Origin of the sequence: Oceanirhabdus sp. W0125-5 (genome assembly GCF_027938815.1) — a bacterium.
Lineage (GTDB): Bacteria > Bacillota > Clostridia > Clostridiales > Clostridiaceae > Oceanirhabdus.
The window spans coordinates 3009702-3034230 of record NZ_CP115913.1 but is presented as its reverse complement, the minus strand read 5'-3'; the positions used below and the strand labels follow the sequence as shown (position 1 = coordinate 3034230).

General features: G+C 30.5%; 27 protein-coding genes. 3 read left to right on the top strand and 24 right to left on the bottom strand.

The window, feature by feature from the left end:
- From OW730_RS13975 to pta, 8 genes are all read right to left on the bottom strand, one after another.
- The gene (locus OW730_RS13975; protein ID WP_271224672.1) at window positions 1-1122 is read right to left on the bottom strand and encodes an elongator complex protein 3; all 1122 of its coding nucleotides are present in this window, start codon (window positions 1120-1122) and stop codon (window positions 1-3) included.
- Complete coding sequence (rnc, locus tag OW730_RS13970) at window positions 1115-1819, bottom strand: ribonuclease III (RefSeq protein WP_271224671.1); 705 nt, start codon at window positions 1817-1819, stop codon at window positions 1115-1117. Before rnc ends, OW730_RS13975 begins: the two co-directional genes overlap by 8 nt.
- A gap of 58 nt (window positions 1820-1877) precedes the next feature.
- On the bottom strand, window positions 1878-2111 hold the full coding sequence (gene acpP, locus OW730_RS13965; protein ID WP_271229568.1) for an acyl carrier protein: 234 nt from the start codon (window positions 2109-2111) through the stop codon (window positions 1878-1880).
- A gap of 178 nt (window positions 2112-2289) precedes the next feature.
- On the bottom strand, window positions 2290-3282 hold the full coding sequence (gene plsX, locus OW730_RS13960; RefSeq protein ID WP_271224670.1) for a phosphate acyltransferase PlsX: 993 nt from the start codon (window positions 3280-3282) through the stop codon (window positions 2290-2292).
- 136 nt (window positions 3283-3418) lie between these two features.
- Window positions 3419-3601, bottom strand: coding sequence for a 50S ribosomal protein L32 (gene rpmF, locus OW730_RS13955; RefSeq protein ID WP_271224669.1), 183 nt, complete (start codon window positions 3599-3601; stop codon window positions 3419-3421).
- Between the two features lie 33 nt (window positions 3602-3634).
- Window positions 3635-4150 carry a YceD family protein gene (locus OW730_RS13950; RefSeq protein WP_271224668.1) on the bottom strand — a complete coding sequence of 172 codons (516 nt, stop codon included), beginning with the start codon at window positions 4148-4150 and terminating at the stop codon, window positions 3635-3637.
- A gap of 153 nt (window positions 4151-4303) precedes the next feature.
- Window positions 4304-5500: an acetate kinase gene (locus OW730_RS13945; protein WP_271224667.1), complete on the bottom strand. Its 1197-nt coding sequence runs from the start codon at window positions 5498-5500 to the stop codon at window positions 4304-4306.
- Window positions 5501-5525: 25 nt separating this feature from the next.
- On the bottom strand, window positions 5526-6527 hold the full coding sequence (gene pta, locus OW730_RS13940) for a phosphate acetyltransferase (RefSeq protein WP_271224666.1): 1002 nt from the start codon (window positions 6525-6527) through the stop codon (window positions 5526-5528).
- A 215-nt stretch (window positions 6528-6742) separates the two neighbouring features.
- Between pta and OW730_RS13935 the strand changes: the two genes are divergently transcribed.
- Window positions 6743-7969, top strand: a complete 1227-nt coding sequence (locus OW730_RS13935) for a nucleotidyltransferase (RefSeq protein ID WP_271224665.1) — start codon at window positions 6743-6745, stop codon at window positions 7967-7969.
- 64 nt (window positions 7970-8033) lie between these two features.
- Complete coding sequence (locus tag OW730_RS13930; RefSeq protein WP_271224664.1) at window positions 8034-9170, top strand: hypothetical protein; 1137 nt, start codon at window positions 8034-8036, stop codon at window positions 9168-9170.
- Here OW730_RS13930 and OW730_RS13925 read toward each other — a convergent pair.
- The 6 genes from OW730_RS13925 to OW730_RS13900 form a co-directional block, all read right to left on the bottom strand.
- Window positions 9167-9691, bottom strand: a complete 525-nt coding sequence (locus tag OW730_RS13925) for an ATPase (RefSeq protein ID WP_271224663.1) — start codon at window positions 9689-9691, stop codon at window positions 9167-9169. The two genes, OW730_RS13930 and OW730_RS13925, sit on opposite strands and share 4 nt — an antisense overlap.
- 12 nt (window positions 9692-9703) lie before the next feature.
- Window positions 9704-10183 carry a pantetheine-phosphate adenylyltransferase gene (gene coaD, locus OW730_RS13920; protein WP_271224662.1) on the bottom strand — a complete coding sequence of 160 codons (480 nt, stop codon included), beginning with the start codon at window positions 10181-10183 and terminating at the stop codon, window positions 9704-9706.
- A 1-nt stretch (window position 10184) separates the two neighbouring features.
- The gene (rsmD, locus tag OW730_RS13915) at window positions 10185-10742 is read right to left on the bottom strand and encodes a 16S rRNA (guanine(966)-N(2))-methyltransferase RsmD (RefSeq protein ID WP_271224661.1); all 558 of its coding nucleotides are present in this window, start codon (window positions 10740-10742) and stop codon (window positions 10185-10187) included.
- An 88-nt stretch (window positions 10743-10830) separates the two neighbouring features.
- On the bottom strand, window positions 10831-12864 hold the full coding sequence (gene recG, locus OW730_RS13910; protein ID WP_271224660.1) for an ATP-dependent DNA helicase RecG: 2034 nt from the start codon (window positions 12862-12864) through the stop codon (window positions 10831-10833).
- A 371-nt stretch (window positions 12865-13235) separates the two neighbouring features.
- A complete protein-coding gene (locus OW730_RS13905; protein WP_271224659.1) occupies window positions 13236-14864 on the bottom strand; it encodes a DAK2 domain-containing protein in 1629 nt (542 codons plus the stop codon).
- Between the two features lie 12 nt (window positions 14865-14876).
- Window positions 14877-15227 carry an Asp23/Gls24 family envelope stress response protein gene (locus OW730_RS13900; protein WP_271224658.1) on the bottom strand — a complete coding sequence of 117 codons (351 nt, stop codon included), beginning with the start codon at window positions 15225-15227 and terminating at the stop codon, window positions 14877-14879.
- A 198-nt stretch (window positions 15228-15425) separates the two neighbouring features.
- Here OW730_RS13900 and rpmB point away from each other — a divergent pair, with 198 nt between their 5' ends.
- On the top strand, window positions 15426-15617 hold the full coding sequence (rpmB, locus tag OW730_RS13895) for a 50S ribosomal protein L28 (RefSeq protein ID WP_271224657.1): 192 nt from the start codon (window positions 15426-15428) through the stop codon (window positions 15615-15617).
- A gap of 134 nt (window positions 15618-15751) precedes the next feature.
- Here the strand turns inward: rpmB and spoVM are convergent, their stop codons facing one another.
- The 10 genes from spoVM to def form a co-directional block, all read right to left on the bottom strand.
- Window positions 15752-15826 carry a stage V sporulation protein SpoVM gene (gene spoVM, locus OW730_RS26935; RefSeq protein ID WP_442945444.1) on the bottom strand — a complete coding sequence of 25 codons (75 nt, stop codon included), beginning with the start codon at window positions 15824-15826 and terminating at the stop codon, window positions 15752-15754.
- 70 nt (window positions 15827-15896) lie between these two features.
- Window positions 15897-16529: a thiamine diphosphokinase gene (locus OW730_RS13890; protein WP_271224656.1), complete on the bottom strand. Its 633-nt coding sequence runs from the start codon at window positions 16527-16529 to the stop codon at window positions 15897-15899.
- Complete coding sequence (gene rpe / locus OW730_RS13885; protein WP_271224655.1) at window positions 16529-17185, bottom strand: ribulose-phosphate 3-epimerase; 657 nt, start codon at window positions 17183-17185, stop codon at window positions 16529-16531. The genes OW730_RS13890 and rpe overlap by 1 nt, the downstream gene beginning before the upstream one ends.
- Window positions 17179-18048: a ribosome small subunit-dependent GTPase A gene (gene rsgA, locus OW730_RS13880; protein WP_271224654.1), complete on the bottom strand. Its 870-nt coding sequence runs from the start codon at window positions 18046-18048 to the stop codon at window positions 17179-17181. Before rsgA ends, rpe begins: the two co-directional genes overlap by 7 nt.
- Window positions 18049-18056: 8 nt before the next feature.
- Window positions 18057-19940: a Stk1 family PASTA domain-containing Ser/Thr kinase gene (gene pknB, locus OW730_RS13875; protein ID WP_271224653.1), complete on the bottom strand. Its 1884-nt coding sequence runs from the start codon at window positions 19938-19940 to the stop codon at window positions 18057-18059.
- On the bottom strand, window positions 19930-20658 hold the full coding sequence (locus OW730_RS13870) for a Stp1/IreP family PP2C-type Ser/Thr phosphatase (protein ID WP_271224652.1): 729 nt from the start codon (window positions 20656-20658) through the stop codon (window positions 19930-19932). Before OW730_RS13870 ends, pknB begins: the two co-directional genes overlap by 11 nt.
- Window positions 20659-20673: 15 nt before the next feature.
- Window positions 20674-21699 carry a 23S rRNA (adenine(2503)-C(2))-methyltransferase RlmN gene (gene rlmN / locus OW730_RS13865; RefSeq protein ID WP_271224651.1) on the bottom strand — a complete coding sequence of 342 codons (1026 nt, stop codon included), beginning with the start codon at window positions 21697-21699 and terminating at the stop codon, window positions 20674-20676.
- A gap of 4 nt (window positions 21700-21703) precedes the next feature.
- Entirely contained in the window at window positions 21704-23029 is a 1326-nt protein-coding gene (rsmB, locus tag OW730_RS13860) for a 16S rRNA (cytosine(967)-C(5))-methyltransferase RsmB (RefSeq protein ID WP_271224650.1), read from the bottom strand.
- Between the two features lie 90 nt (window positions 23030-23119).
- On the bottom strand, window positions 23120-24049 hold the full coding sequence (gene fmt / locus OW730_RS13855; protein ID WP_271224649.1) for a methionyl-tRNA formyltransferase: 930 nt from the start codon (window positions 24047-24049) through the stop codon (window positions 23120-23122).
- Entirely contained in the window at window positions 24049-24501 is a 453-nt protein-coding gene (gene def / locus OW730_RS13850) for a peptide deformylase (protein ID WP_271224648.1), read from the bottom strand. The genes fmt and def overlap by 1 nt, the downstream gene beginning before the upstream one ends.
- Window positions 24502-24529: the final 28 nt, after the last annotated feature.

The following is a 24529-nucleotide window of genomic DNA, read 5'->3' as shown; positions in this document are numbered from 1 at the left end:
CTAACTATTTTCTCTTTTCTTTTTCTTTTCATTAAACTCATCCCCCATTATTTTTTTTACTAATTCATTTAAGTAATCTCTTAATTCTAGCTTTATTATTTTTTTTCTACATTGTACAACGAATTCATTTCGTTTAATTTCTTCGCTGGTTTCTACTTTTAAATTCCCATCAAAGTTTAACAATAATTTATTGAAAAACTTTTTTTTCCAACAATACAATTTAGATAAATCTTTCTGATTTACAATCAATTTAACATCTTCTTTCAGGTCAATGATACTACTTGAAATCATATCATTGATAAGAGATCCCTCAATCAACTCTCTAATTGCCGGATGAAAAGGTCCACTTACCAAATCAGAACCTGAAGATATTTCTGTAGTTGGCTGTAGCCCTATTCGTATTACCTTGATATCATTCACCTCAAAAAACGCAAAAATCTTTTTAGTTATTTCTATACATTCTTCAATTGTATATGGAGTATACTCTCCAGTTTCATACATAGATTCCATCTCAGTATTCTTTATAACCAATGCTGGATACAACCTTGTAAAGTCTGGTTTAACTTCAACTGCTTTTTTAGCTGAATAAAAATCTCTATGAAAATCCGCCTTTGGTAATCCTAACATCAATTGAATACCAAGAGTAAAACCATATTCTTTAATTAATCTGCTGGCTTTTTCAATATCCTCAGCTGTATGCCCTCTATTAGCAGCTTTTAATACTTCATCATCAAATGATTGAGCCCCTAATTCAATTATATCAACATCATAATCTTTAAGATTTTTTAATATTTCATCATTAATATAATCTGGACGTGTTGAAAGACGTATATATTTTATTTTTCCTTTTGATTTATATTCTTTTGCAATATTTAATAACATTTTCTGTTTTTTAATATCAATACCAGTAAATGTTCCTCCAAAAAAAGATATTTCAACAACTGCTTCTTTATCTTTTTTCGTATTTATACTTTGAAGATACTCTTCAATCATCATTCGTATTTTTGATGTTGAAATTTCTTCTCTATTACCTGTTATAGAATGTTGATTACAAAAAGCACAATCATGAGGGCACCCTTCATGAGGTACAAACACAGGAATTATATAATAACTTTTACTCATTAAACTCCTCCAATAGTTGTACATATGCTTTGGCAGCATTTTGTTCTGCTTCTTTCTTTGTGTACCCTTCACCTTTTCCTTTTAACTCTTTATCAACTTTTAAATTTATAAAGAATTTAGGTCTGTGTGGCGGACCTTCTAACTTAGATAATTCATATGAGATGTCTATTACCCCATTTTGTTGAAGTATTTCTTGTAGTTTTGTTTTATAATCTAAAACTATCTTATTTTCTATAGCTTTATTAATTATATCTTCAAAACTTTTTAGAACAAACTCTTTAGTGAAATCAATTCCTTTATCAAGATATACAGCAGCAATTACTGCCTCAACACAGTTTGATAATATAGAAGATCTGTTTCTTCCACCTGTGCTCTCTTCACCCTTACTCATAAGAATATACTTTCCTAAATTCCATCCATTCGCTATTTCATATAGAGAGTTTTCACAAACTATCAAGGCTCTAGTCTTTGTAAGATCTCCTTCTGATTTATCCTCACATCTTTTAAATAAATGTTCAGATATAATTAACTCCAACACAGCATCTCCAAGATATTCCATTCTCTCATTATATTTAACTTCTTTTTTTAGATTTGCGTATGAACTATGCGTCAAACCTGTTAATATCAATTCTTTATTATTGAAACTTATTCCCAGTTTATTTTCTAGTTCACTAATAATCTTTTTTTTATGAATCATTATTGTTCTCCTAACTACTATGTGTTATTAAAGTTCAAGTCCCGCAAAGCGGGACTTATTATTCTTCTATTTTGCTTGATACGTATTTAACTACGTCATTTACAGACCCTACTTTTTCTGCATCTTCGTCAGGAATTTCTATTTCAAATTCTTCTTCTAATGCCATAACCAATTCAACAACATCTAGAGAATCTGCCCCTAAATCATCAACAAAATTAGATTCTAATTTAATTTCACTTTCATCAATTCCTAATCGATCTGCAATAATCCCTTTAATCTTTTCAAATATCATAATTATCCCTCCAAAATATTTTGTTAAATTATTCTTTAAATTTAAACATATAGATTCTACTGTGTAATTTGATTTAGACACACCTTAGAAAAAAGTGTATATAATTTCATTAACTGAGATATCTATATTTCTATTAACCCTCATAACTACTTTTATTATTACATATTATATACTTATTTTAATTATTTTGAAATTCAGCTTTTATTTTATCAATAACCTTTTTATCATAGAATAATACGGATTGTTTTATAGCATTTTTAATAGCCTTAGCATCCGAACTTCCATGTGCTTTTATACAAACACCTTTTACACCTAAGAAAGGTGTTCCTCCATATTCTCTATAATCAAAATCTTTTTTGAACTTTTTAAACACTGGCTTTAATAGTGCACCTCCAATTTTCGTTTTAAGGGACGAATATATTCCATCTTTTAATCTTCCCAATATTAATGAAGATACACCTTCTATAGCTTTCAATATTGAATTTCCAACAAATCCATCTGCAACAACAACGTGAACATCACCACTAACCATATCCCTTGGTTCAACATTGCCATGAAAATTAATATTTTCTTCTTTAAGTAACTTATAAGATTCTTTAGCTAACTCATTACCCTTTTCTTCTTCTGTTCCTATATTAACTAATCCAACCTTAGGGTTGCTTACATTCATTACACTTTCAAAATATGCTTTACCCATTAATGCAAATTGTGTCAAGTTTTCTGGTTTACAATCCACATTCGCACCAACGTCCAGCAGCATAAATGGACCATTTTTACCTGGCATAAGTGGTGCTAAAGCCGCCCTTTTAATTCCCTTAATTCTTCCAATTATTAAAGTTGCCCCTGTTAATAAAGCTCCTGTACTACCAGCTGATATAATAGCATCCGCTTCTCCATCTCTTACCATTCTTAAGGCTTTAACCATAGAAGAATCTTTTTTCTTTCTAACCGCCATAGCTGGAGGTTCGTTACATGATATAACCTCAGAAGCATCTACAATAGTTATATTGTTATTATTAGGATACTTCTCAAGTTCCTCCTTAATTTTCTTTTCAGGACCAGTGATATATATATGTACTTCTTTTTGACTTTCATTAAGAAAATCTATACACCCTTTTACAATTTCTGATGGTGAATTATCTCCACCCATACCGTCAACAACAATTTTCATTTTTATACCTCTCATTATTACTTTTTCAATTTAATTATATATTAATGAATGCTTATAGTCTATAGTGAAAATCATATATCGACTTAAATTAAGATAAAACAAAAGAAAGTCTTAAAGACTTTCTTCTATAATCTTATTAATTATCGTTAGAAACTACTTCCTTACCTTTGTAGTGTCCACATCTCTTACATACTCTGTGAGCTAACTTTACCTCGTGGCATTGTGGGCATTCTACGATACCTGGTGCACTTAACTTAAAGTTTTGTGCTCTTCTTCTATCTCTTCTTGCATTAGAAGTTTTTCTCTTTGGATGAGCCATAATTACACCTCCTTAACAATATCATCTTTATGTTTAATTTTTGTTAAAAAAGTTTTGCAGCTTAGCAAATCTTGGGTCTATTTTTTCTTCCTCTTCTTCTTCAACAATTGGTTTACACTCACATGTATGAAGGTTAAGATTTATTCCACATATAGGACAAAGACCTTTGCAACTCTCACTACATCTTTTTTGAATAGGTAAATAACCAACTATGTTCTCTTCAATTATCCTACCTAAGTCAATTTCACAACTCGCAGGAATTTCAAAAGAATCCTCCACTTCAAATCGTGAAAACTTTTCATCTATCTTCACCTCAAAAGTTTCATCAAATGTCTCAAGACATTTAGAACAAATGAGTTTCAAGTTACATGAGACTTCCCCGTTAAATTCTATGTATTCATCTTTATTGATAAATGTTCCTTTTAGATCAACAGGTGCGTTAAAGATAATTTCTTCACCAAAAGCATTAATCTTATCCAAATTAATTTTTTCATTAACTGAAAGTTTCATAACACTTTTATTACACAGTTTACTTAAGTTAAATAACATACTGTCATCTCCTATTATTAATGCTAGTAATAGCACAAGCACAATTTATTATATAAATAATACCATCAAAAGTCAAGACTATTTTATAAAAACAGTGTTCGAATTTTGACGAACACTGTTTTCCTAGCAGTCAAATAATACTAAAACTAGTGATTAAAGAGCATCAACAATAACTTTTGTATCTTTAGCTATCATTAATTCTTCATTAGTAGGAATAGCATATACCTTAACTGTAGAATCATCTGTAGTAATAAGTCTCTCTTCACCTCTGAAGTTATTCTTCTCTTTATCAATCTTAACACCAAGGTATTCTAGACCTTCACAAACAAATTCTCTACACTCTTTAGAGTTCTCACCTAAACCTGCAGTAAATACGATTACATCAACTCCACCCATAGCAGCAGTATATGCACCGATATACTTCTTAACTCTGTAGTAGAATACTTCTAAAGCTAATCTAGCTCTATCATTTCCTTTAGCTTCAGCATCTTCAATATCTCTGAAGTCACTGCTTACACCTGATAAACCAAATACCCCTGATTTCTTATTCATAAGAGTATCAACTTCTTGAGCAGTTAAATTTTCAGCCTTTTGAATAAATGGAACTATAGCAGGATCAATATCACCACATCTTGTTCCCATTACTAAACCTTCTAAAGGAGTGAATCCCATTGATGTATCAACAGACTTACCTTTATTAATAGCCGCACAACTTGCTCCATTACCTAAATGACAAGTAATTATTTTTAATTCTTCCATTGGCTTTCCAACAACTTCTGCAACTCTTTGAGATACATATCTATGTGAAGTACCATGCATACCATATCTTCTTATACCATGCTTCTCATATAACTCATATGGAAGAGCATACATAAATGCTTTATCTGGCATAGTTTGGTGGAATGCTGTATCAAATACTGCAACCATTGGAGTATTTGGCATTAAAGCTTTACAAGCATTGATTCCAGTAATATTTGGAGGGTTGTGAAGTGGTGCAAGTTTTACACACTCTTCTAACGCCTTCATTACTTCATCATCAATTAATACAGATTCTGCATAATTCTCTCCACCGTGAACAACTCTATGTCCAACAGCTGAAATTTCATCCATGCTCTTGATAACACCATGTGTCTCATCAACTAAAGCTTCTAATACAAGTTTTATAGCATCTTGGTGGCTAGCCATTGGTTGCTCTATTATGTACTTTTCTCCATTAACCTTTTGAGTTAATTTAGAACCTTCAATTCCTATTCTTTCTACTAATCCTTGTGCTAAGGAATTTTCATTACTCATATCAATTAACTGATATTTAAGTGATGAACTACCACAGTTTACAACTAAAATTTTCATATTTTTGCCTCCTAAATATATTAAATTATTTACAGTTTTGAGCTTGAACAGCCGTTACTGCAACAACATTAACAATATCATTTACACTACAGCCTCTTGAAAGGTCATTGATAGGTTTAGCAAATCCTTGACAAATTGGTCCTACTGCTTCTGCATTTGCCAATCTTTGAACAAGCTTATATCCTATATTACCTGCTTGTAAATCAGGGAAAACCAAAACATTAGCTTTTCCTGCAACTTCGCTGTTTGGTGCTTTTTTTGATGCAACTGAAGGAACTATAGCTGCATCCAATTGTAATTCTCCATCTATAGCTAAATCTGGTCTTGCTTCTTTAGCAATCTTTGTTGCTTCATTTACTTTATCAACTAATTCATGACTAGCACTACCCATTGTTGAGAAAGATAACATTGCAACTTTTGGTTCTACTTCTGCTAAACTTTTAGCATTATCAGCTGTACTAATAGCAATAGAAGCCAATTGTTCCTTTGTAGGGTTAGGATTAACTGCACAATCAGCAAATAACATTAATCCATCTTTACCATACTCACAATTTGGAACACTCATTATAAAAAAGCTTGATACAACATTTATACCTGGTGCAGTCTTAATAATTTGCATTCCTGGTTTTAATGTATCTCCAGTTGTATGCACTGCTCCAGCAACTAATCCATGAACATCGTCCATCTTTAACATCATATTAGCATAATATAACGGATCGTTTAAGATAGCTTCTGCTTTTTCAATATCTACACCTTTATGCTTTCTTAGTTCATAAAAAGCATTTACATATTCTGATCTTTTATCATCTGTTTTTGGATCAACAACTTCAACCTTATCAAGGTTTACTTCTAATTTTTCTGCATTCTTTTTAATAGTTTCTAAATCACCTACTAAAACAACTTGAGCCAGACCTTTTTCTGCAATGATTTCACTTGCAATTAAAGTTCTTTCTTCGTCACCTTCTGGCAGAACAATTCTTTTGATATCACTTTGGGCTTTTTTCCAAATATCATTCATAAGTTCCATAATATTTCCCCTCCTGCACAATTATCACTCTATACTAATATAAACCCAGAAGTTTTCTTTTTCAAGGTTAAAATTAAAATATGAAGAATTTCTTTGAATTTTTGTTTATTTTGCAATTTTATCCAATGAAGTATTCAAGTAGAACAACTTGCTGAAATTAATCCTTATATGATATTATTTTTTTAAACACAAATATTTATACAGGAGAGAAACTTATGAACATTACCGGTATAATTACAGAATATAATCCATTACATAACGGTCATATATATCACTTAAAAAAATCTAAGGAACTTACCTCTAGCGATGCTATTGTATGCGTTATGAGTGGAAATTTTGTTCAAAGAGGCGTTCCTGCAATCATAGATAAATGGGAAAGAACTAAATTTGCTATAGATAACGGTATCGATCTTTTACTTGAACTACCAACTGTATATGCAATCTCTTCAGCTGAATTTTTCGCATATGGTTCAGTAGCCACTCTTAATTCACTTGGATGCATAAATAATATTTGTTTTGGTAGCGAGCTTGGCGATATTAACACCCTTAAAACCATAGCAAAAATTTTAGTCGAAGAGCCTATGCAATATAAACACCACTTAAAGCAGCACCTTGGCACCGGAACTAGTTTCCCAACCGCTAGAAGCTTTGCTCTATCTCAATACATACTTAATAATTCGCTATTAAACATTAGTTCTGACCACCTAAATACTATTTTAAACTCTTCAAATAATATTTTAGGAATTGAATATTGTAAAAGCTTAATAAAACTAAATAGTTCTTTAATCCCTTACACTATACAACGCAAGGGTTCATCTTACAACGAAACTGAACTATCAAACGAATTTGCAAGCGCAACTTCAATCAGAAAATTCATTTACCAAAACGATGAATTACAAAATCTTTCTACTTTTCTACCTAGAAATGTATTTGAAAGTTTAATTCAACTTAAAACAAATGACTATGACTATGTTAATCCTGAAAAGGCTTTCTCATATATTAAATATAAAATAATAATGAATCCTGATTCACTCCTTTCTTTACCAGATATAGAAGAAGGAATGGGAAATAGAATACTTGATGCTTTCATCAAAAGCAATTCACTTGAAGAAGCTATTAATAAAATAAAGTCTAAAAGATATACCTTTACTAGAATCTATCGTTTACTTTTCCAATTGTACTTAGGATTTGATAATATTCCTTACAAAAAATTAAGAACTGTTGAACCTAATTATATAAGAGTGCTTGGTTTTAATACTAAAGGAAAAGAAATACTAAATAGTATTAAAAAAAACATAGATATTCCCCTAATAGCTTCTGTAACTAAAAAGCATAACTCAATTTTGCATAACGACATTAATGCTACAAATTTATACTCATTATTAAATAATAATGTTAAATATGGAGATGATTTCTATAGAAAGCCTTATATAATAAAATAATTATTGTAATATAATTCCTGTAATTAAAATATATTTAATACTATAATTCTTAAGGAGTGTTAACATGATAATAGTATTATTTTTTATTTTAGTTACAGGTTTTATTATTTTCAAAACAAAAAATAAGTTTTTAAATCTTATAATATTTCTTCTAACAATTACACTAATATTAATTTTATTAAACCCTAAACTCTGTATCACTTCAGCACATCACGGGGTATCATTATTCTATAATTCAGTATTCCCTTCATTGTTTCCATTTACAGTGATTTCAGGTTTAATATTAAGTTTTAATGGTATAAATGTTTATTCGAAGCTATTTGGTAGATTTTTATGTAAACCTTTACATCTTCCTTCGTGCGCAAGTTTTCCTTTAATAGTAAGCCTAATATGCGGCTTTCCATTAGGAGCTAAATATACTGGAGCCATTAGTAACGAAGACCATTTAAACTATGATAATGCAACAACCACCTTAATAGTCGCTTCAAATGCCAGTCCATTATTTGTAATAGGTGTAGTTGGCGGAGTTCTTCTTAAAAACATCAAATTAGGATACATATTGTTTTTCATAAATGTAATAACATGTTATATAACAGGATACATATTTTCATCAAAGAATTCATCTTCTTATATTAACTTTTGTGATATTAAAAAAAATAAGGTCAATGTGGGCAATGCCATTAAACAAAGCATCGAAGGAGCGCTTAATACTTCTTTGATAGTATGTGCATATATAACATTTTTTTCAGTACTTATTGAATATATGAATCAGTATATTTTAGATGTTTTTCCAACTTTTGATTCATTATTTGGAAAAACGTTATTTGGACTTATTGAAATAACTAATGGAATCACAATGATTTCTAATACCGAAACCTCTGTATTGTTAAAATTAATCCTAATAAGTTTTCTAATCTCCTTTAGCGGACTTTCAATATTTTCACAGGTTTACTCATTAGTTTATAATAAAAGGTTATCTTTTAAGAAATATTTTTTAGCTAAAATACTACAAGGAGTTATTTCTTCTTGTCTTGTATGTGTATTTATACTTTTTGTCTCTATTACCGATTTTTCTTCGTTAATGGTCTCAACTCAACATCAGAACCAACTTAAATCAATTAATGTAATATATATAGTTTTGTATTCTATACTTACAATTTCATTTATATTCTGTTTTATTTCACAAAAAAAGAGGAGCTAGTTCATTCTCCTAAGCTCCTCTTGGTTTTCTACTAATTTTTTTATGACATCATTCATTTTTTTATCAATATCATTCAAACTTTTATTTACATCATTTTTAATATCCTCAATTATTCTTTCTTTAATTTCAGATACATCCTTCTCCACATTATGTAATATTTCTCCAGCATAGTCTGTAGCCTCAGTTTTGATAACTGTAGCACTTCTTTCAGCTTTTGATAACATTGCTTCAGTTTTAAGTTTAGCCTCTTTAACTAAATCATGATTTTTAAGCCTTTTTCTATGATATTCGTAACTTTCTTGTTTAATTTTTTCAGCTTGTTCTGTAGCATCCTTTAAAATTCTTTCTTTTTCATGTACTATCCATTGTGCCTTCTTAAACTCCTCTGGAAGATAGTTGTATATCTGTTCGATTAAACTTACCATCTCTTCTTTGTCTATCATCACCTTATTTGTCATTGGAACTTTTGACGCATTTTCTATAAGATCCTGCATGCATTCTAAATACTCAACAATCTTCATTTCATTCCCCCCTTATAATCTCATCTTATCTAAAATTGCACATTCAACTTCTTTACTAACACACCCGTTTAACTCTCCACCAAATTTGGCAATTTGCTTTACCATTGAAGAGCTAATAAAACTTTTATTTCTATCACTCATCAAGAACACAGTCTCAACATCTGAGTATAATTTTTTATTTGCAGATTCCATATCATATTCATAGTTAAAATCATTAGTATTTCTAAGTCCCTTGATAATGATATTATAATTTCTTTCTTTCATGTAATCAACAAGCAGCCCCCAATATGCGTCTACTTCAACATTATACAGATCACTAACAGTTTTCTTTATTAATTCAACACGTTCTTCAAGTTCAAATAGTCCTTTTTTATCTGGATTTACCATTACTAAAACAATAACTTTATCAAATATCTTACTTCCCCGTTCAATAATATCATAGTGCCCTAAAGTTATCGGATCAAAACTTCCTGTAAATACCGCGACTCTCATACTATTCCTCCATGTATTCATAGAAAAGAACTGTTGTGTTACCATACTTTCTTTTCTCTGTAAGTATTATATCTTGATTCCCTTCATAAATATCCTCACCACTATCAATTTTACACACTATTAACCCATCATCTTTTAATGCTTTCTCATTAGTAACTATTTCAATTGCCTTAGGAATCATCTCTTTAGCGTAAGGTGGATCTATGAAAATAAGATCAAACTTTTCTCCTCTTCTAGCTAACATTTCTAAACTTTTGTATGAATCTCCTTTAATAGCAGTACAAACATCTTCAAACTTTAAGTTTTTAATATTCTGCTCTAATCTTGAAAAAGTCTCATCATCTCTATCAAAAAGGTAACATTTATTAGCCCCTCTACTTGCTGCTTCTAATCCCAAACTGCCTGTTCCAGCAAAAACATCTACAACATTAGCGTCTATAGCTTTATCATATAAAATATTAAAAATTGCTTCTTTAATTCTATCTAAAGTTGGTCTAGTAACCATAGTTGCAGGCGGTAGTATCTTTCTTCCCTTCGCCTTACCTGAAATAATTCTCATTCCAACACCTCATCTTCAAGTTTTCTTAATTATTTTATCATATTCTATTCATTTTTACAAAATATTGTTAAATATTTTCATACTTTTATTAATTGTAACATATATAGTTACTTGATGACGATAATTTTTTTAATATTTCTTTTTTCATTTTAATGTATTCAGTGTTATCGCTATCAATCACTTGCTGTGCTTCTTTATTTGCACATCTTAATATATTCAAATCTTCTCTTAAATTTGCTAATAACAATTCATCTTCTCCACTTTGTTTTACTCCAAAAAGTTCACCTGTTCCTCTGATTTTCAAGTCTTGTTCAGATATATAGAATCCATCATTAGACTCAACCATTATTTCCATTCTTCTTCTAGTGACTTCGCTTTTAACTTCTGGAACTAAAATACAATAAGACTGATATTGCCCTCTTCCAACTCTTCCTCTTAATTGATGTAATTGAGATAATCCAAATCTTTCTGCATTTTCAATAATCATAACAGTTGCATTTGGAACATTTACTCCAACTTCAATAACTGTAGTTGATATTAGAGCTTTAATTTCTCCATTCTTAAATCTGTTCATCACAAAATCTTTATCTTTTGCTTTCATTTTTCCATGAAGAATTTCAATTTCTACACCCTTAAAAACATCATCTTTCAATTTCTTAAAATGCTCCTCAACAGATGTTAACTTCATCTCTTCATTCTCTTCTACTAGAGGACATACAATATACACTTGTCTGCCCTTATTAATTTCTTTCAGTGCAAATTCATAAGCTTTGTGACTTTGTTTTTTTTCAGTATACCTTGTTATAATTTCTTTTCTCCCTTTAGGTAACTCATCAATAATAGATACATCCAAATCACCATAAAGATATAGTGATAATGTCCTAGGAATTGGAGTAGCAGTCATTACTAGTACATCAACATTATCTTTCTTTTTTGATAATCTGCATCTTTGATTAACCCCAAATCTATGTTGCTCATCAGTAACAACTAATCCAAGATTATTAAATTCTACATCTTCCTCAATTAAAGCATGTGTTCCGATAATAATGTCAATTTCTCCTGCTTTCAGTTTTTCCTTTATAATTCCTTTGTTCTTTTTAGTAGTACTTCCAACAAGCAATTCTATATTAACTCCAAACTCCTCTAACAAAGCACATGTCTCATTATAATGTTGTCTAGCTAAAATTTCTGTAGGTGCCATCATAGAAGCTTGATATCCGTTTTTAACCACATTAAGCATGGATATGATTGCAACTACAGTTTTTCCACTACCAACATCTCCTTGAACAAGTCTATTCATTGGATAAGTATTTTTTTGATCTAAAAGTATTTCTCTTAAAGTTCTTCTTTGGGCACCAGTAAGCTCAAATGGTAATCTCTCTTTTATCACAGATAACTCCTCACACATTTTATACTGTATTCCTTTAGCACCTTTGAAGTATTTCTTTAATGATAATATTTTTAATGAATAAGTAAACAACTCCTGAAACTTTAATCTCTCCTTAGCCCTTAGCAACATTTCTCTCCCCTGTGGACAATGTATGTTAATTATAGCCTCTTTTAAAGAAATTAAATTATACTTCTTAATAATATCTTCTGAAATATTTTCCTGAACATCTACGTTATTCACTAATTCTGTTATAATTTTATTTAAAAATGTATTTGTTAATTTACCACGCAAGTTATATTTTGAAACAACTTTCATATTATCTAGATTTGAATTACGTATTATCTTTCCATTATTCAAACCTTTATCACCCTTTAATTTGTATACCTTGCCTTTTAGAACGTACTTACTGCCAATTTTAAAGTTATTCTTAATATACGGCATATTGAACCACTTGCAATAAAATTCACCATAAGAATTTTCAAACTTAATTGAAGTTATAGTCATATTATTTCTAATTCTTAGATCTCTATTAATTTTCTTTACGGTTCCTTCAACGATAACTGTTGAATTTTCTATCCACTCACTTTTATCGTTCATAATATCTACACTTTCATAATCTCTAGGAAAATAAAGAAGTAAATCAAGAAAAGAAAAAATCCCGGCTTTATTCAACTCTTCTTTCATCTTGGGACCGACCCCTTTAAGATATTTTATATCCATGGTAAGGTTCATAATATCACTCCTAAATAAAGCACGCGATGCGTGCGTTTAAAAACAAATGGAGAATGGAGAATTGAGAATGGAGAATGATTGACATTTCTCTTCGAGAAATTTTAATCTTATTGCTCATGGGACAGTGTGGTTTTACTCGTTTCATTAAGATGAAACATTGTATTTTAAGTACAATATATTATCCATTGATAAAATTAGTAAAAATCTATTGCTCTAAAGATCAATAAAATGTAGTTTCTGTGTAAGCAGAAACATCCATCATTCTCCATTCTACATTCTCAATTCTCAATTCACTTTTATTTTTTATCAAATTATTTTTTCATAATTCTTTCATTCCCTAAAAAATAATAAAGCAGAACCCAAAGGGGGTTCTACTCTACAGAAACAATGAAATAATATAATGGCTGTTTACCTTCATAACATTCAATATCCATATCTGGATATTTCTCTTCTAATTCTTCAATCATTTCTTCTACAGCATCTTTATCACAATCTTCACCATAGTAAATTGTAATTAGTTCACTAAAATCATCAACCATTGCATCAATTATATCACAGCAAACTTCCAGATTATCATTTCCAATAATCTCTATCTTGCCATTTACTATTCCAAGTACGTCATTAGCTTTAATCTCTCTACCATCTGACTCAGTATCTTTAACAGCGTATGTTACACTTCCTGTACTAACATTATCAATTGTTTCTATCATACTTTCAAGATTTTCTTCAGCACTGCTATTTTCATCAAAAATTGACAATGCCGCAATCCCTTCAGGTATAGTTTTACTAGGAACAACTATAATATTCTTTTCACTTAAATGAACAGCCTGTTCTGCTGCCATCATTATATTTTTGTTATTTGGTAATATAAAGATAGTTTCTGCATTTATTTTTTCAATTCTATCAATTAAATCTTGAGTACTAGGGTTCATTGTCTGACCACCTTCGATTACACGATCAACATTAAGATCTTTAAAGATATTTGTTAACCCCTCACCTCTAGCTACTGCAATGAAACCAAATTTCTTTGTTTCAATATTTTCATCTAAAGCAACATCGCTACTTTGACTTGATTCCATCTCTAATGTATGTTGATGTTGCTCACTCATATTTTCAATTTTAATTTTTGTAAGTTGACCAAGAGCTGTTCCAATATTAAGAGCCTTTCCAGGTTCTAATGTATGAACATGAATTTTTACAAAATCCTCCATCCCAACTGCTACTATTGAATCACCAATTTCGCTTAATTGAGTTTTCAATGTGTCTAAATCATAATTTTCCGTTAAAACAATGAACTCTGTGCAGTATCCAAATTCTTGCTCAGCTTCTGCAGCTCGTGCTTCGAATTTATATTCTTTTACATCTACATCCTTTAACTCATCTGTTACATCGTATTTAACTGCCTCTAACATACCTTTAAGAAGAATTAACATACCCATTCCACCCGCATCTACCACTTTAGCTTCTTTTAAAGCAGGCAGCATATCTGGTGTCTTATTTAATATATCTTCTGCATGATTACACACTTTTTCTAAAAGAATATCAATTTCTTCTTCTTCACATGCTATTGCAAACTCACCAGCTTCTCTTATTACTGTTAATATTGTACCTTCTGTAGGACGCATTACTGCTTTATACGCATAATTAGCTCCCTCCATTATTGCATTGGCAATATCACCTGAAGAAGCATAATGAAGATTCTCTAATCCCTTAGCAAGTCCTCTAAAAATTTGAGATAGTATAACTCCTGAATTTCCTCTTGCTCCCATTAAAGCTCCTCTTGAAAATTTCTTCGCTATTTCACTTATAGGTTCATTTTTCATTCCTGAAACTTCTTGAGCAGCCGCTTTAAAAGTAAGAGACATATTTGTTCCAGTATCACCATCTGGCACCGGAAAAACATTCAATGAATTTACATACTCTTTTTCTTGTTCTAGTTTATTTGAAGCATTCATCAACATATAATAAAAATTTGCTCCATCTATAGATATTTTTTGCATTTAAGTTCCTCCTTAAACCCTAACACCTTTAACATTAACAGTAACTCCACCAACTGAAAGTCCTGTAAAGTTGTTTATATTATACTTAACTGTCTTAATTATGTTATTAGCTATTACAGATATTTTAGTTCCATATTCAACAATGATATATAATTCTATGTAGAGTTTATCTTCTTTAGATATAACCTTTACACCTTTATTTAGATTTTCTCCTTTTAATAGCTCCCATATTCCATCAGTAGCATTCTTTGAAGCCATACCAACAACTCCATAACACTCCATTGTAGATAAGCCAGCTATATTTGCAATTACTTCTTCATTGTAATATATCTTACCTAGTTCTGTGTTTATATTTCCCTTCATTTTATTCCTCCTTATATGAACTACCTTAATTGTATTTTATATTATACTACCTTTTAATTCAAGAAAATAAATCTATATTACTAATATTATCTCTCTTTATCAAATTTTCTACTAAAAAACACTTGAACAATCACCAACTTATATGATACAATAATTTTTGTTTGAAGTTGATTTATGTAATTTAGAGGAGGTGTCGGTATGTCAAGAAAATGTGAATGTTGCGGTAAGGGAGTAGTTTTCGGTGGTCAACTATCTCACTCACATCGTAGATCAAACAGGAACTGGAAGCCAAACGTGCAAAAAGTTAAGGCTATCGTAAATGGCACACCTAAGAGAATATCTGTATGTACTAGATGTTTACGTTCTGGTAAAGTACAGCGTGCAGTTTAGTTGTTAACATAGAGAAAATGCAGTTTATCTGCATTTTTGATTTTATGTACTTATTGCAAAAAGGAAGCACAATACAATGTATTGTGCTTTTGTTTGTTTTCTGATAGTTTCTTCCTTCATATTCTACAGTTAAATTATGATTTCTTTCTTACAAAAATTCTTACAATTTTAGATAGAAACTTAGGTAACTTAATTGCTACTATTTTCATTACTTAAACTCACCTATATATTATTTCTTCTATATTATACCATATTAAAGAATCAATTGTATATAACTTTCTAATCATCACTGCATATACAGATTAGTTCTCCCTGCTCAAACTCAACATTACCCCATTCATGAGTAATTTCATTAGATGTACATAGAATATCATCTCTTAATAACTCATAGCCTCTTAATGGGTATTTAAACCCATCTAAAGTTAATCCAGTTACTTTCTCACTTAAAGCAAAAAAAGAAACATATTTTCGAGTTTTCTTTAACACCTTATTATTATTAATAAGGAAAACATCATTATTGTTGTCTTTTATTATCCCTTGAATATTATTGTTATGCATCTTTTTCAGTAATACTAAATTAGCAAATTGGTGGTCAAATCTACTTCCTGTGCACCCCAACAAAACAGCTTCACTAAACTTTTCTTCAATTATATATTCAACAGCTATTGCCGTATCGGTAAGATCTTTCTCAGGTCTAAACTTTCTTATTTCAACTCCCTTTGAAGCAAAAAAACTTATGATATGTTCATCTAACGAATCCATATCCCCTAACAGAATATCTGGGAGCAGATTATGTTCATAAAACACTCTGCTCCCTCCATCAACAGCTATTTTAATATCAGCGTTTTTATATTCATTAAAAAAAAGTTCATTTGAAGGCTTATTACCTGCACAAACTATTAGTGCTTGCATTAAATAACAGCCTTTCGTAAAGCTTGAATATTTTTTTCAATTTCACCATTTCTAAATACAGCTGAGCCAGCAACCACAACATTTGCTCCTGCTTCATAAATTTCCTTAATATTTTGCGCTCCAACTCCACCATCTACTTGAATCAGCAATTCATCTTTATTATACTTTTTCGCTAATGCTTTTACTTCTTCAATCTTATTTAATGAATATGGTATAAATTTCTGACCACCGAATCCAGGGTTTACACTCATTATTAATACAAGATCTAAGGATGGTATTAAGTTTTCAATTAAAGATACAGGAGTTCCTGGATTTAATGATAATCCAACTTTAACACCTTTACTCTTGATATAATTAATTGCTCTATCAATATGTACTTCACTTTCATAATGAATAGTTATTATATCTGCACCTGCAGCAATAAACTCATCTACAAATCTTGTTGGTTCTTCAATCATAAGATGTACATCAAACACTAATTCTGTCAAACTCCTAATAGATTTAATTATTGGAAATCCAAAAGATATATTTGGTACAAACTTACCATCCATTACATCTATATGAACCATATCTGCTCCATACTTATCTATACTTTTTATATCCTCCCCTAATTTTGAAAAATCCGCTGATAATATTGACGGTGCTATCTTTACCATTTTTTCTTCCTCCCGTTTATTAATTCTTCTAAAGTATATATGTAAAAATCATACCTTTCTTTGTTTATTTCTCCAGATTCCACTGCTCTTTTCACAGCACACCCTGGTTCTTTATAATGATTGCAATTAGAAAACTTACAATTTTCTTCAGTATGAAATTCCGGAAAGCACTCTTTAAGTTCATCTTGATCCATAAAACTCAAATCCAAAGATGAAAATCCTGGTGTATCCACAATCAATCCATTTCCATACTCTATAAGTTCACTATGTCTAGTTGTATGCTTTCCACGCTTAGATTTATGGCTTATTTCACCAGTTTCCATCAGCTTTCTATTAGCAATACTATTAAGAGTAGTAGATTTACCTACACCTGATGGTCCACAGAAAACAGAAATGTTTTTCTCAATCTTCTCTCTAATTGCATCAATGTTTACTCCTTCTTTTGCCGCTATTTCAATCACTTCATATCCAACATCTCTTAAAATTCTAATAATATTCGCATTATCCTCTTCATTAACTAAATCCATTTTATTAAAACAAACAACAATATCTAGATTATTATACTCACATAACACAAGGAACTTATACAAGAGGTTATGATTAAGATCTGGATGTTTAATTGTGAAAAACACTAAAGCTTGATTTACATTTGCAACAACCGGACGGATTAGTTCAGTTGTTCTTTCATGAATTTTTTCAATAACACCCTCATCATTATCCTCTAGGGCAATAGACACCCTATCACCAACAATTGGTATCACTTTAGAGTGCCTAAATTTTCCTCTAGCCTTACATATATAATGTTCTTTTTCAACTTTTACTGTGTAAAGGCCACCTACTCCTTTAATTATGATTCCTTCCATATAAAAACTTACTCCTCTTCTTCCTTTTTTGTTGTCAATGTAACTGTTTCTCCTGCGTAGATCCATTCCCCTGGGGCAACACTCTGTTCTACTACTAGATCAAAACTCTCACCCTTGATCTCAACTTTTATCCCTGTCTCAAATGCTTTCATATCTGCTTCAATACCTTGCATATTAATGAAACTTGGGACAATAACCCGCTCTCTTCCATCTTCTTTGAATATATAGTGACTAAGATTAATCTTACTTTCTTCCGTAACCTCTAATTCACCTTCAGGACTCTGGCTAAATACAAGACCATCTTTGTTAGGATCATTTGTTTCTACAGTACTAATTACTCCTATTTTTAATTTTTTAGATTCAATCAATTCTTTAGCTTCATTTATTTTCTTTCCTATAAGAATAGGAACTTTAATTTGTTCAATCTCAGGACCACTACTCACTACAAATGAAATCTGATAACCTTTTTCAACAATTGTCCCAGGCTCTGGTGATTGATTAATTATTTTACCCTTTTCAAGATTGGCATGTTCCTTAGTAATTTTCCCTAATGCTACATCATGAGATGGCAACACACCTTTAATTGTATCAATATTAAAACCCTTATATGATTTAACTTTAACACCTTCAGACCCTTTACTTATAACCAAAGATAATTCAGTATTTTCCTCTACCTTTACCCCTTCTTCCGGAGTACACTTAATTATAGTTCCCTTTTCACGATCACTTTTAGCCTCACGAACAACAGAATATGTTAACTTTCTCTCTTCTATCAATTTAATACTATCCTCTAATTTCTGACCAACTATAAATGGAACTATGGTTTTCTCTTTTTTAACAATATTATTTTCGTCATCTTTGAAATAAATAAATGCCCAAGTTAAAATACTAGAAAGTACAAATAATAATATTATTGAAACTCCTACAATAATACCTAATTTATTTTTTTTATCTTTCTTGTCATTTTTAGAATCCTTTTTGTTTTTATTATGAATTTTAATATCTTCATCTTTTATAACGTTCATAACCCTTGTTTGCTGAATATCTTCAACTTTCTTTTTAACAATAATTTCTTTATTATTCTTAAGGTTATATAAATCAACGATAAGCTCATCAGCAGTTTGATATCTTAAACCAGGATCTTTCTCAATACATTTTAAAATTACACTGTTTAATCCTTCAGATATTTTATCATTAACTTTTTTTGGTGGCACAACTTCTTCCTGAAGATGTTTTATAGCAACAGACACTATACTATCAGCATCATATGGAACTCGCCCTGTAACCATCTCATATAATACAATACCAAAAGAGTAAATATCGCTTCTAAAATCAACGTATCCTCCTTTTGCTTGTTCCGGTGAAAAATAATGAGCCGTTCCCATAACCTTAGACGTGTTTGTTATTGTAGATTGATCTATAGCTTTAGCTATACCAAAATCAGCTACTTTAATACCTCCATTTTCGTTTACAATTATATTATGAGGCTTAATATCTCTATGGATTATACGCTTATTATGAGCACTTTGCAAAGCCTTACCAATTTGGATAGCAATATCAATAGCTTTTTTCTCATTAATCGCCCCCTCTTGATGTATCAACTCTTTGAGTGTTTTTCCTTCAACAAGTTCCATAACAATATAATTCGTATCATTCTCAGTTCCAACATCATATATATTAACTATATTGTTACCGCATAAGCCTGCAGCAGCCGCAGCTTCACCCTTAAATTTCCCAACAATATTTTCATCGTTTGAAAATTCTTTTTTCAAAATTTTAATAGCTACATCTCTATTTAACAAATGGCACTTTGCTCTATAAACATAGGCCATTCCACCTTCACCTATTTTTTCCAAGAGTTCATATCTACCGTTCAAATTTTTACCTATCATCTTGGCACTCTCCTTTAAATACCATTACTGATATGTTATCCTTACTGCCATTATTCTTACTCATATGGACTAATTCTTTAACAGCTTCTTTTGTATCTAATCTTAAAAGCACGTCTCTCATAACATCATTATCTATATGGTTAGACAACCCATCAGTACACAGCATTATTTTATCATTCTTATCAACATCTATAAAATAAATATCACTTTCTACTTTGTCCGTTGTACCTAATGATCTTGTAATAATATTCTTATTAGGATGTTTTTTAGCTTCTTCTTCTGTTAGATTTCCTGAATCAACAAATGCTTGAACAAGAGAATGATCTTTTGTTATTTTATAAAACTCTCCCCTAGATAATATGTAACAACAACTATCTCCTACATTAGCAACTATCCCCTTATTTTTATTTAAATAACACAATGTTAATGTAGTCCCCATTCCACGTAATGATTCATCAATTTTGCCCTTTTCAATAATAGCTTCATTACATAAATTCACTAACTTCCTTATAAAATCATCATCTACAGCTGAAGAGATTTCCTCTTTAAAAGCAGCTATTACAGTATCAACTGCAATTTTACTAGCCACCTCACCGCCTGCATATCCCCCCATTCCATCTGCAACTACATATATTCCACCATCACCCCATTGAAAATATCCAACATAATCTTGATTATTTTTCCTATAATTACCTACCTCACTATGTATCCCCACCATAATAACACTACCTCCCTATTCATTCATATAGTCACGCCTTAACTGACCACATGCAGCATTAATATCTGCCCCCATCTCTCTACGAACTGTTGTTTCAATATTATTTTTTTCAAGAATACTTTTAAACCTCTCAATTCTCTTCTTGTTAGGTTTCTTATATCCACTTTCCTTAACTTCATTAACAGGGATTAGATTTACATGGCACAACATCCCTTTCAGTAATTCTGACAATTCTACAGCGTGTATTTCCTCATCGTTAAGTCCCTCAATAAGTGCATATTCAAAAGTAACTCTTCTATTAGTCTTATGAATATAACTCTTGCAAGCTTCTATCACTTCTTCAATGCTATATTTATTTGCTATTGGCATACTCTTTCTTCTTATTTCATCATTAGAAGCATGTAATGAAATTGCAAGAGTAATCTGTAAGCCTTTCTCACCTAGTTCCAATATCTCAGGTACTATTCCACATGTTGATAAGGTAATATGTCTAGCTCCAATGTTTAATCCATATTCCTTCCCAACTTCTTCTAAGAATTTAATAACATTATTATAATTATCTAATGGTTCCCCACTTCCCATCATAACAACGTTTGAAATCCTTTCATTTATATCTCTGCTAACTGCAATAATCTGCCCCAGCATCTCCCCTGAATCAAGGTCTCTTACTCTTCCGCCTATTGTTGATGCACAAAACTTACACCCCATTCTACATCCTACTTGAGATGATATACAAATACTGTTACCATGCTTATATTTCATTAATACACATTCAATTATATTTCCATCGTGTAACTTCATTAAATATTTTATCGTTCCATCAATATCCGATACTAACTTCCTAACTATTTCAGGTGTTCCTATATAGAAGTTTTTTGCCAAATTTTCTTGTGTTTTAGCTGAAATATTTTTCATCTCGTTGAAAGATGTAACACCTTTATATATCCAATTTAAAACCTGCTTACTTCTAAATGCCTGTTCTCCATTTTCTTTCATCCATTTTTTTAACTCTTGTTCATTAAAATTTATAATATTAAACAAATTATCACCTTATCCTTTTTAATTTACAGATAAAGAATCCATCCATCTTCTCATCTGGTAGTATAGTAATAAATCCATCATTTGAATTAATAATATTATCTTCTTCTATATAATTAACACTTTCTATACAAAAGTTATCATGTTTATTAAGAAACCATCTAATATTCTCATCATTCTCATTTCTATTTAAAGTACATGTTGAATAAATTAGTTCACCATTAATTTTAACATATTTAGCCGCATTACTTAATATATTTCTTTGTATTCCTACAATTTCATTTAATTGTTTTTTACTCTTAGTCCATTTTATCTCTGGCTTCTTTCTCACAATACCTAATCCTGAACAAGGAACATCTGCTAAAACAATATCAGCATAATCAATTAAATCTTCTCTTAATTTTTCTCCATCGTTAATTTCAGTTCTTATATTTTTTAATCCAAGTCTTTTAGCATGTTCATTAATTAATTCTAATTTTTTCTCAAAAACATCAAAAGCTAAAACTTCACCACTATTCTTTAAACACTCTCCAATATAACATGATTTACCACCTGGTGCACTACATAGATCTATTACCTTCATCCCATCTTTAATATCCATTACCTGTACAGTTAACATTGCACTTTCATCTTGAACACTTATGCTTCCTTCATTAAATAAAGGATTTTTCTCAATTCCTGCACCCTTTATAATTTCGATAGAATTTTCAGCAACTTTTCCCTCTTCAATTTTATATCCCATATGTACAAGTTCTTTTTTAACAGATTCACAATCTTTTTTCATTGTATTAACTCTAACATTAATACTCGGTCTATAATTTAATCCTTTAAGAATTTCAATACATCTATTTTCACCATATTGCCCCATAAATAACTTAACAAACCATCTCTCATAAGAATACTGAAAACATAGTTCATCAATTCTATCTTTAGGTTGGAACTCAAATCCATCTCTCATAAAACTTCTTAAAACACCATTTACTAATTGACTTGCTTTTAAGGAGATATCTTTTTTACAGATTTTAACTGCCTCATCTATAACTGCATAATCAGGTATTTTATCAAGATATTTTATTTGATATATACTCATTCTTAAAATATTTAATACCTTTTTATTAGTTTTCTTAACTCCAGCCTTTAGAAATTTTTGAAGTATAGTATCTATTGAATATTGATATCTCAAAGTTCCGTATATTACTTCAGTTATTAATCCCTTATCCTCTTCTTTTATATCTTTGTCTCTAAGAACCTTATTAACTGTAACATTTGAGTAAGACTTATTGTTGATTATTTCATTTAAAGCTGAATAAATTACATATCTTGAATTTTTCATATTTTACCTCTCGTAGTTTAATTTAAAATTAATGTGCTGCAATGGCAGCACATTAATTTTTAAAATATAATAGATATCCTTGAAATAGTCTTATCCAAGAATAATGCCTTTTTCTAAATCATTTCCCCTTAAAAAATCATTTACGTACATTGGCTTTTTACCTGGGAACTGAATTTTCTTTATCAATAAGAACTTATCACTACACTCAATTTTAATTCCTTGATCACTTACATCTACTATCTTACCTGGCATTCCACTTACTGTCCCTTCAACAACTTCACTTTCATAAATTTTTATGTTTTTATCCTCATATTTTGTGAAAGCTGCTGGATAAGGACTTAATCCTCTTATTAGATTTTTTACACTTTGAGCACTTTGATTCCACTTGATATGCTGTAGTTCTTTATCAATTTTAGGTGCATGAGATGATTCATTATCATTTTGTTTTACACCCTTTACTTCCCCACTAACAATGCCCTTCAATGTTCTCACTAGTAAATCTCCACCACTACTGCATAATTTATCATGTAGTTCACCAACAGTCATATCATCATGTATTTCAACTTCGTCTTTAATTAACATATCACCAGTATCTACCCCTATATCCATTAACTGTGTTGTGTTACCACTAACTTTTTCACCATTTATTATTGCCCAATTCAGTGGTGCAGCACCTCTATATTTAGGTAGTAATGACGCATGAAGATTAATGCATCCATATTTCGGTATATCAAGAACAACCTTATTAAGAATCTGTCCATAAGCTACAACAACAATAAAATCAGGATTTATTCTCTTTAAAGCTTCAATAGCTTCTTCATCTTTTCTTAAAACAGTAGGTTGAAACACTTCAACACCGTGCTTTATAGCAACTTCTTTAACTGGAGAGAACGTAATTTTTTTACCTCTTCCTCTCTGTTTATCAGGTTGAGTAAAAATTGCTTCTACATTAAAATTTTCTATCATTTTTTCTAAAGAAGGAACAGCAAACCCAGGTGTTCCCATAAAAACAATCTTCATTATTTTTCCTCCACTTCAACCAACTTATCAATATATAAAACACCATCTAAATGGTCTAACTCATGACAAATAGCTTTTGCTAAGAAATCTTCACCTTCAACAATTATGCTCTCACCACGCTCATTAAGAGCTTTAACCTTAACATATTCAGGTCTCTCAACATAACCTTGCTCATTTGGAATACTTAAGCAGCCCTCCACATCAATATAAGAACCTCTTGATTCAATGATTTCAGGGTTTATTAATACAATTGGACCTTCTCCAATATCTATGACAACAACTCTTTTTAAAATACCAACTTGAGGTGCAGCGAGTCCAACACCCTCAGCTTCATACATTGTATCTAGCATATCTTCAATAAGTATTAATAATCTATCATTTATTTCCTCAATTACTCTACTCTTCTTTCTTAAAACCTCATCACCTTTAGTTCTAATCTGTCTTATAGCCATAACTTTCTCCTTTCAACATCTTAATTAT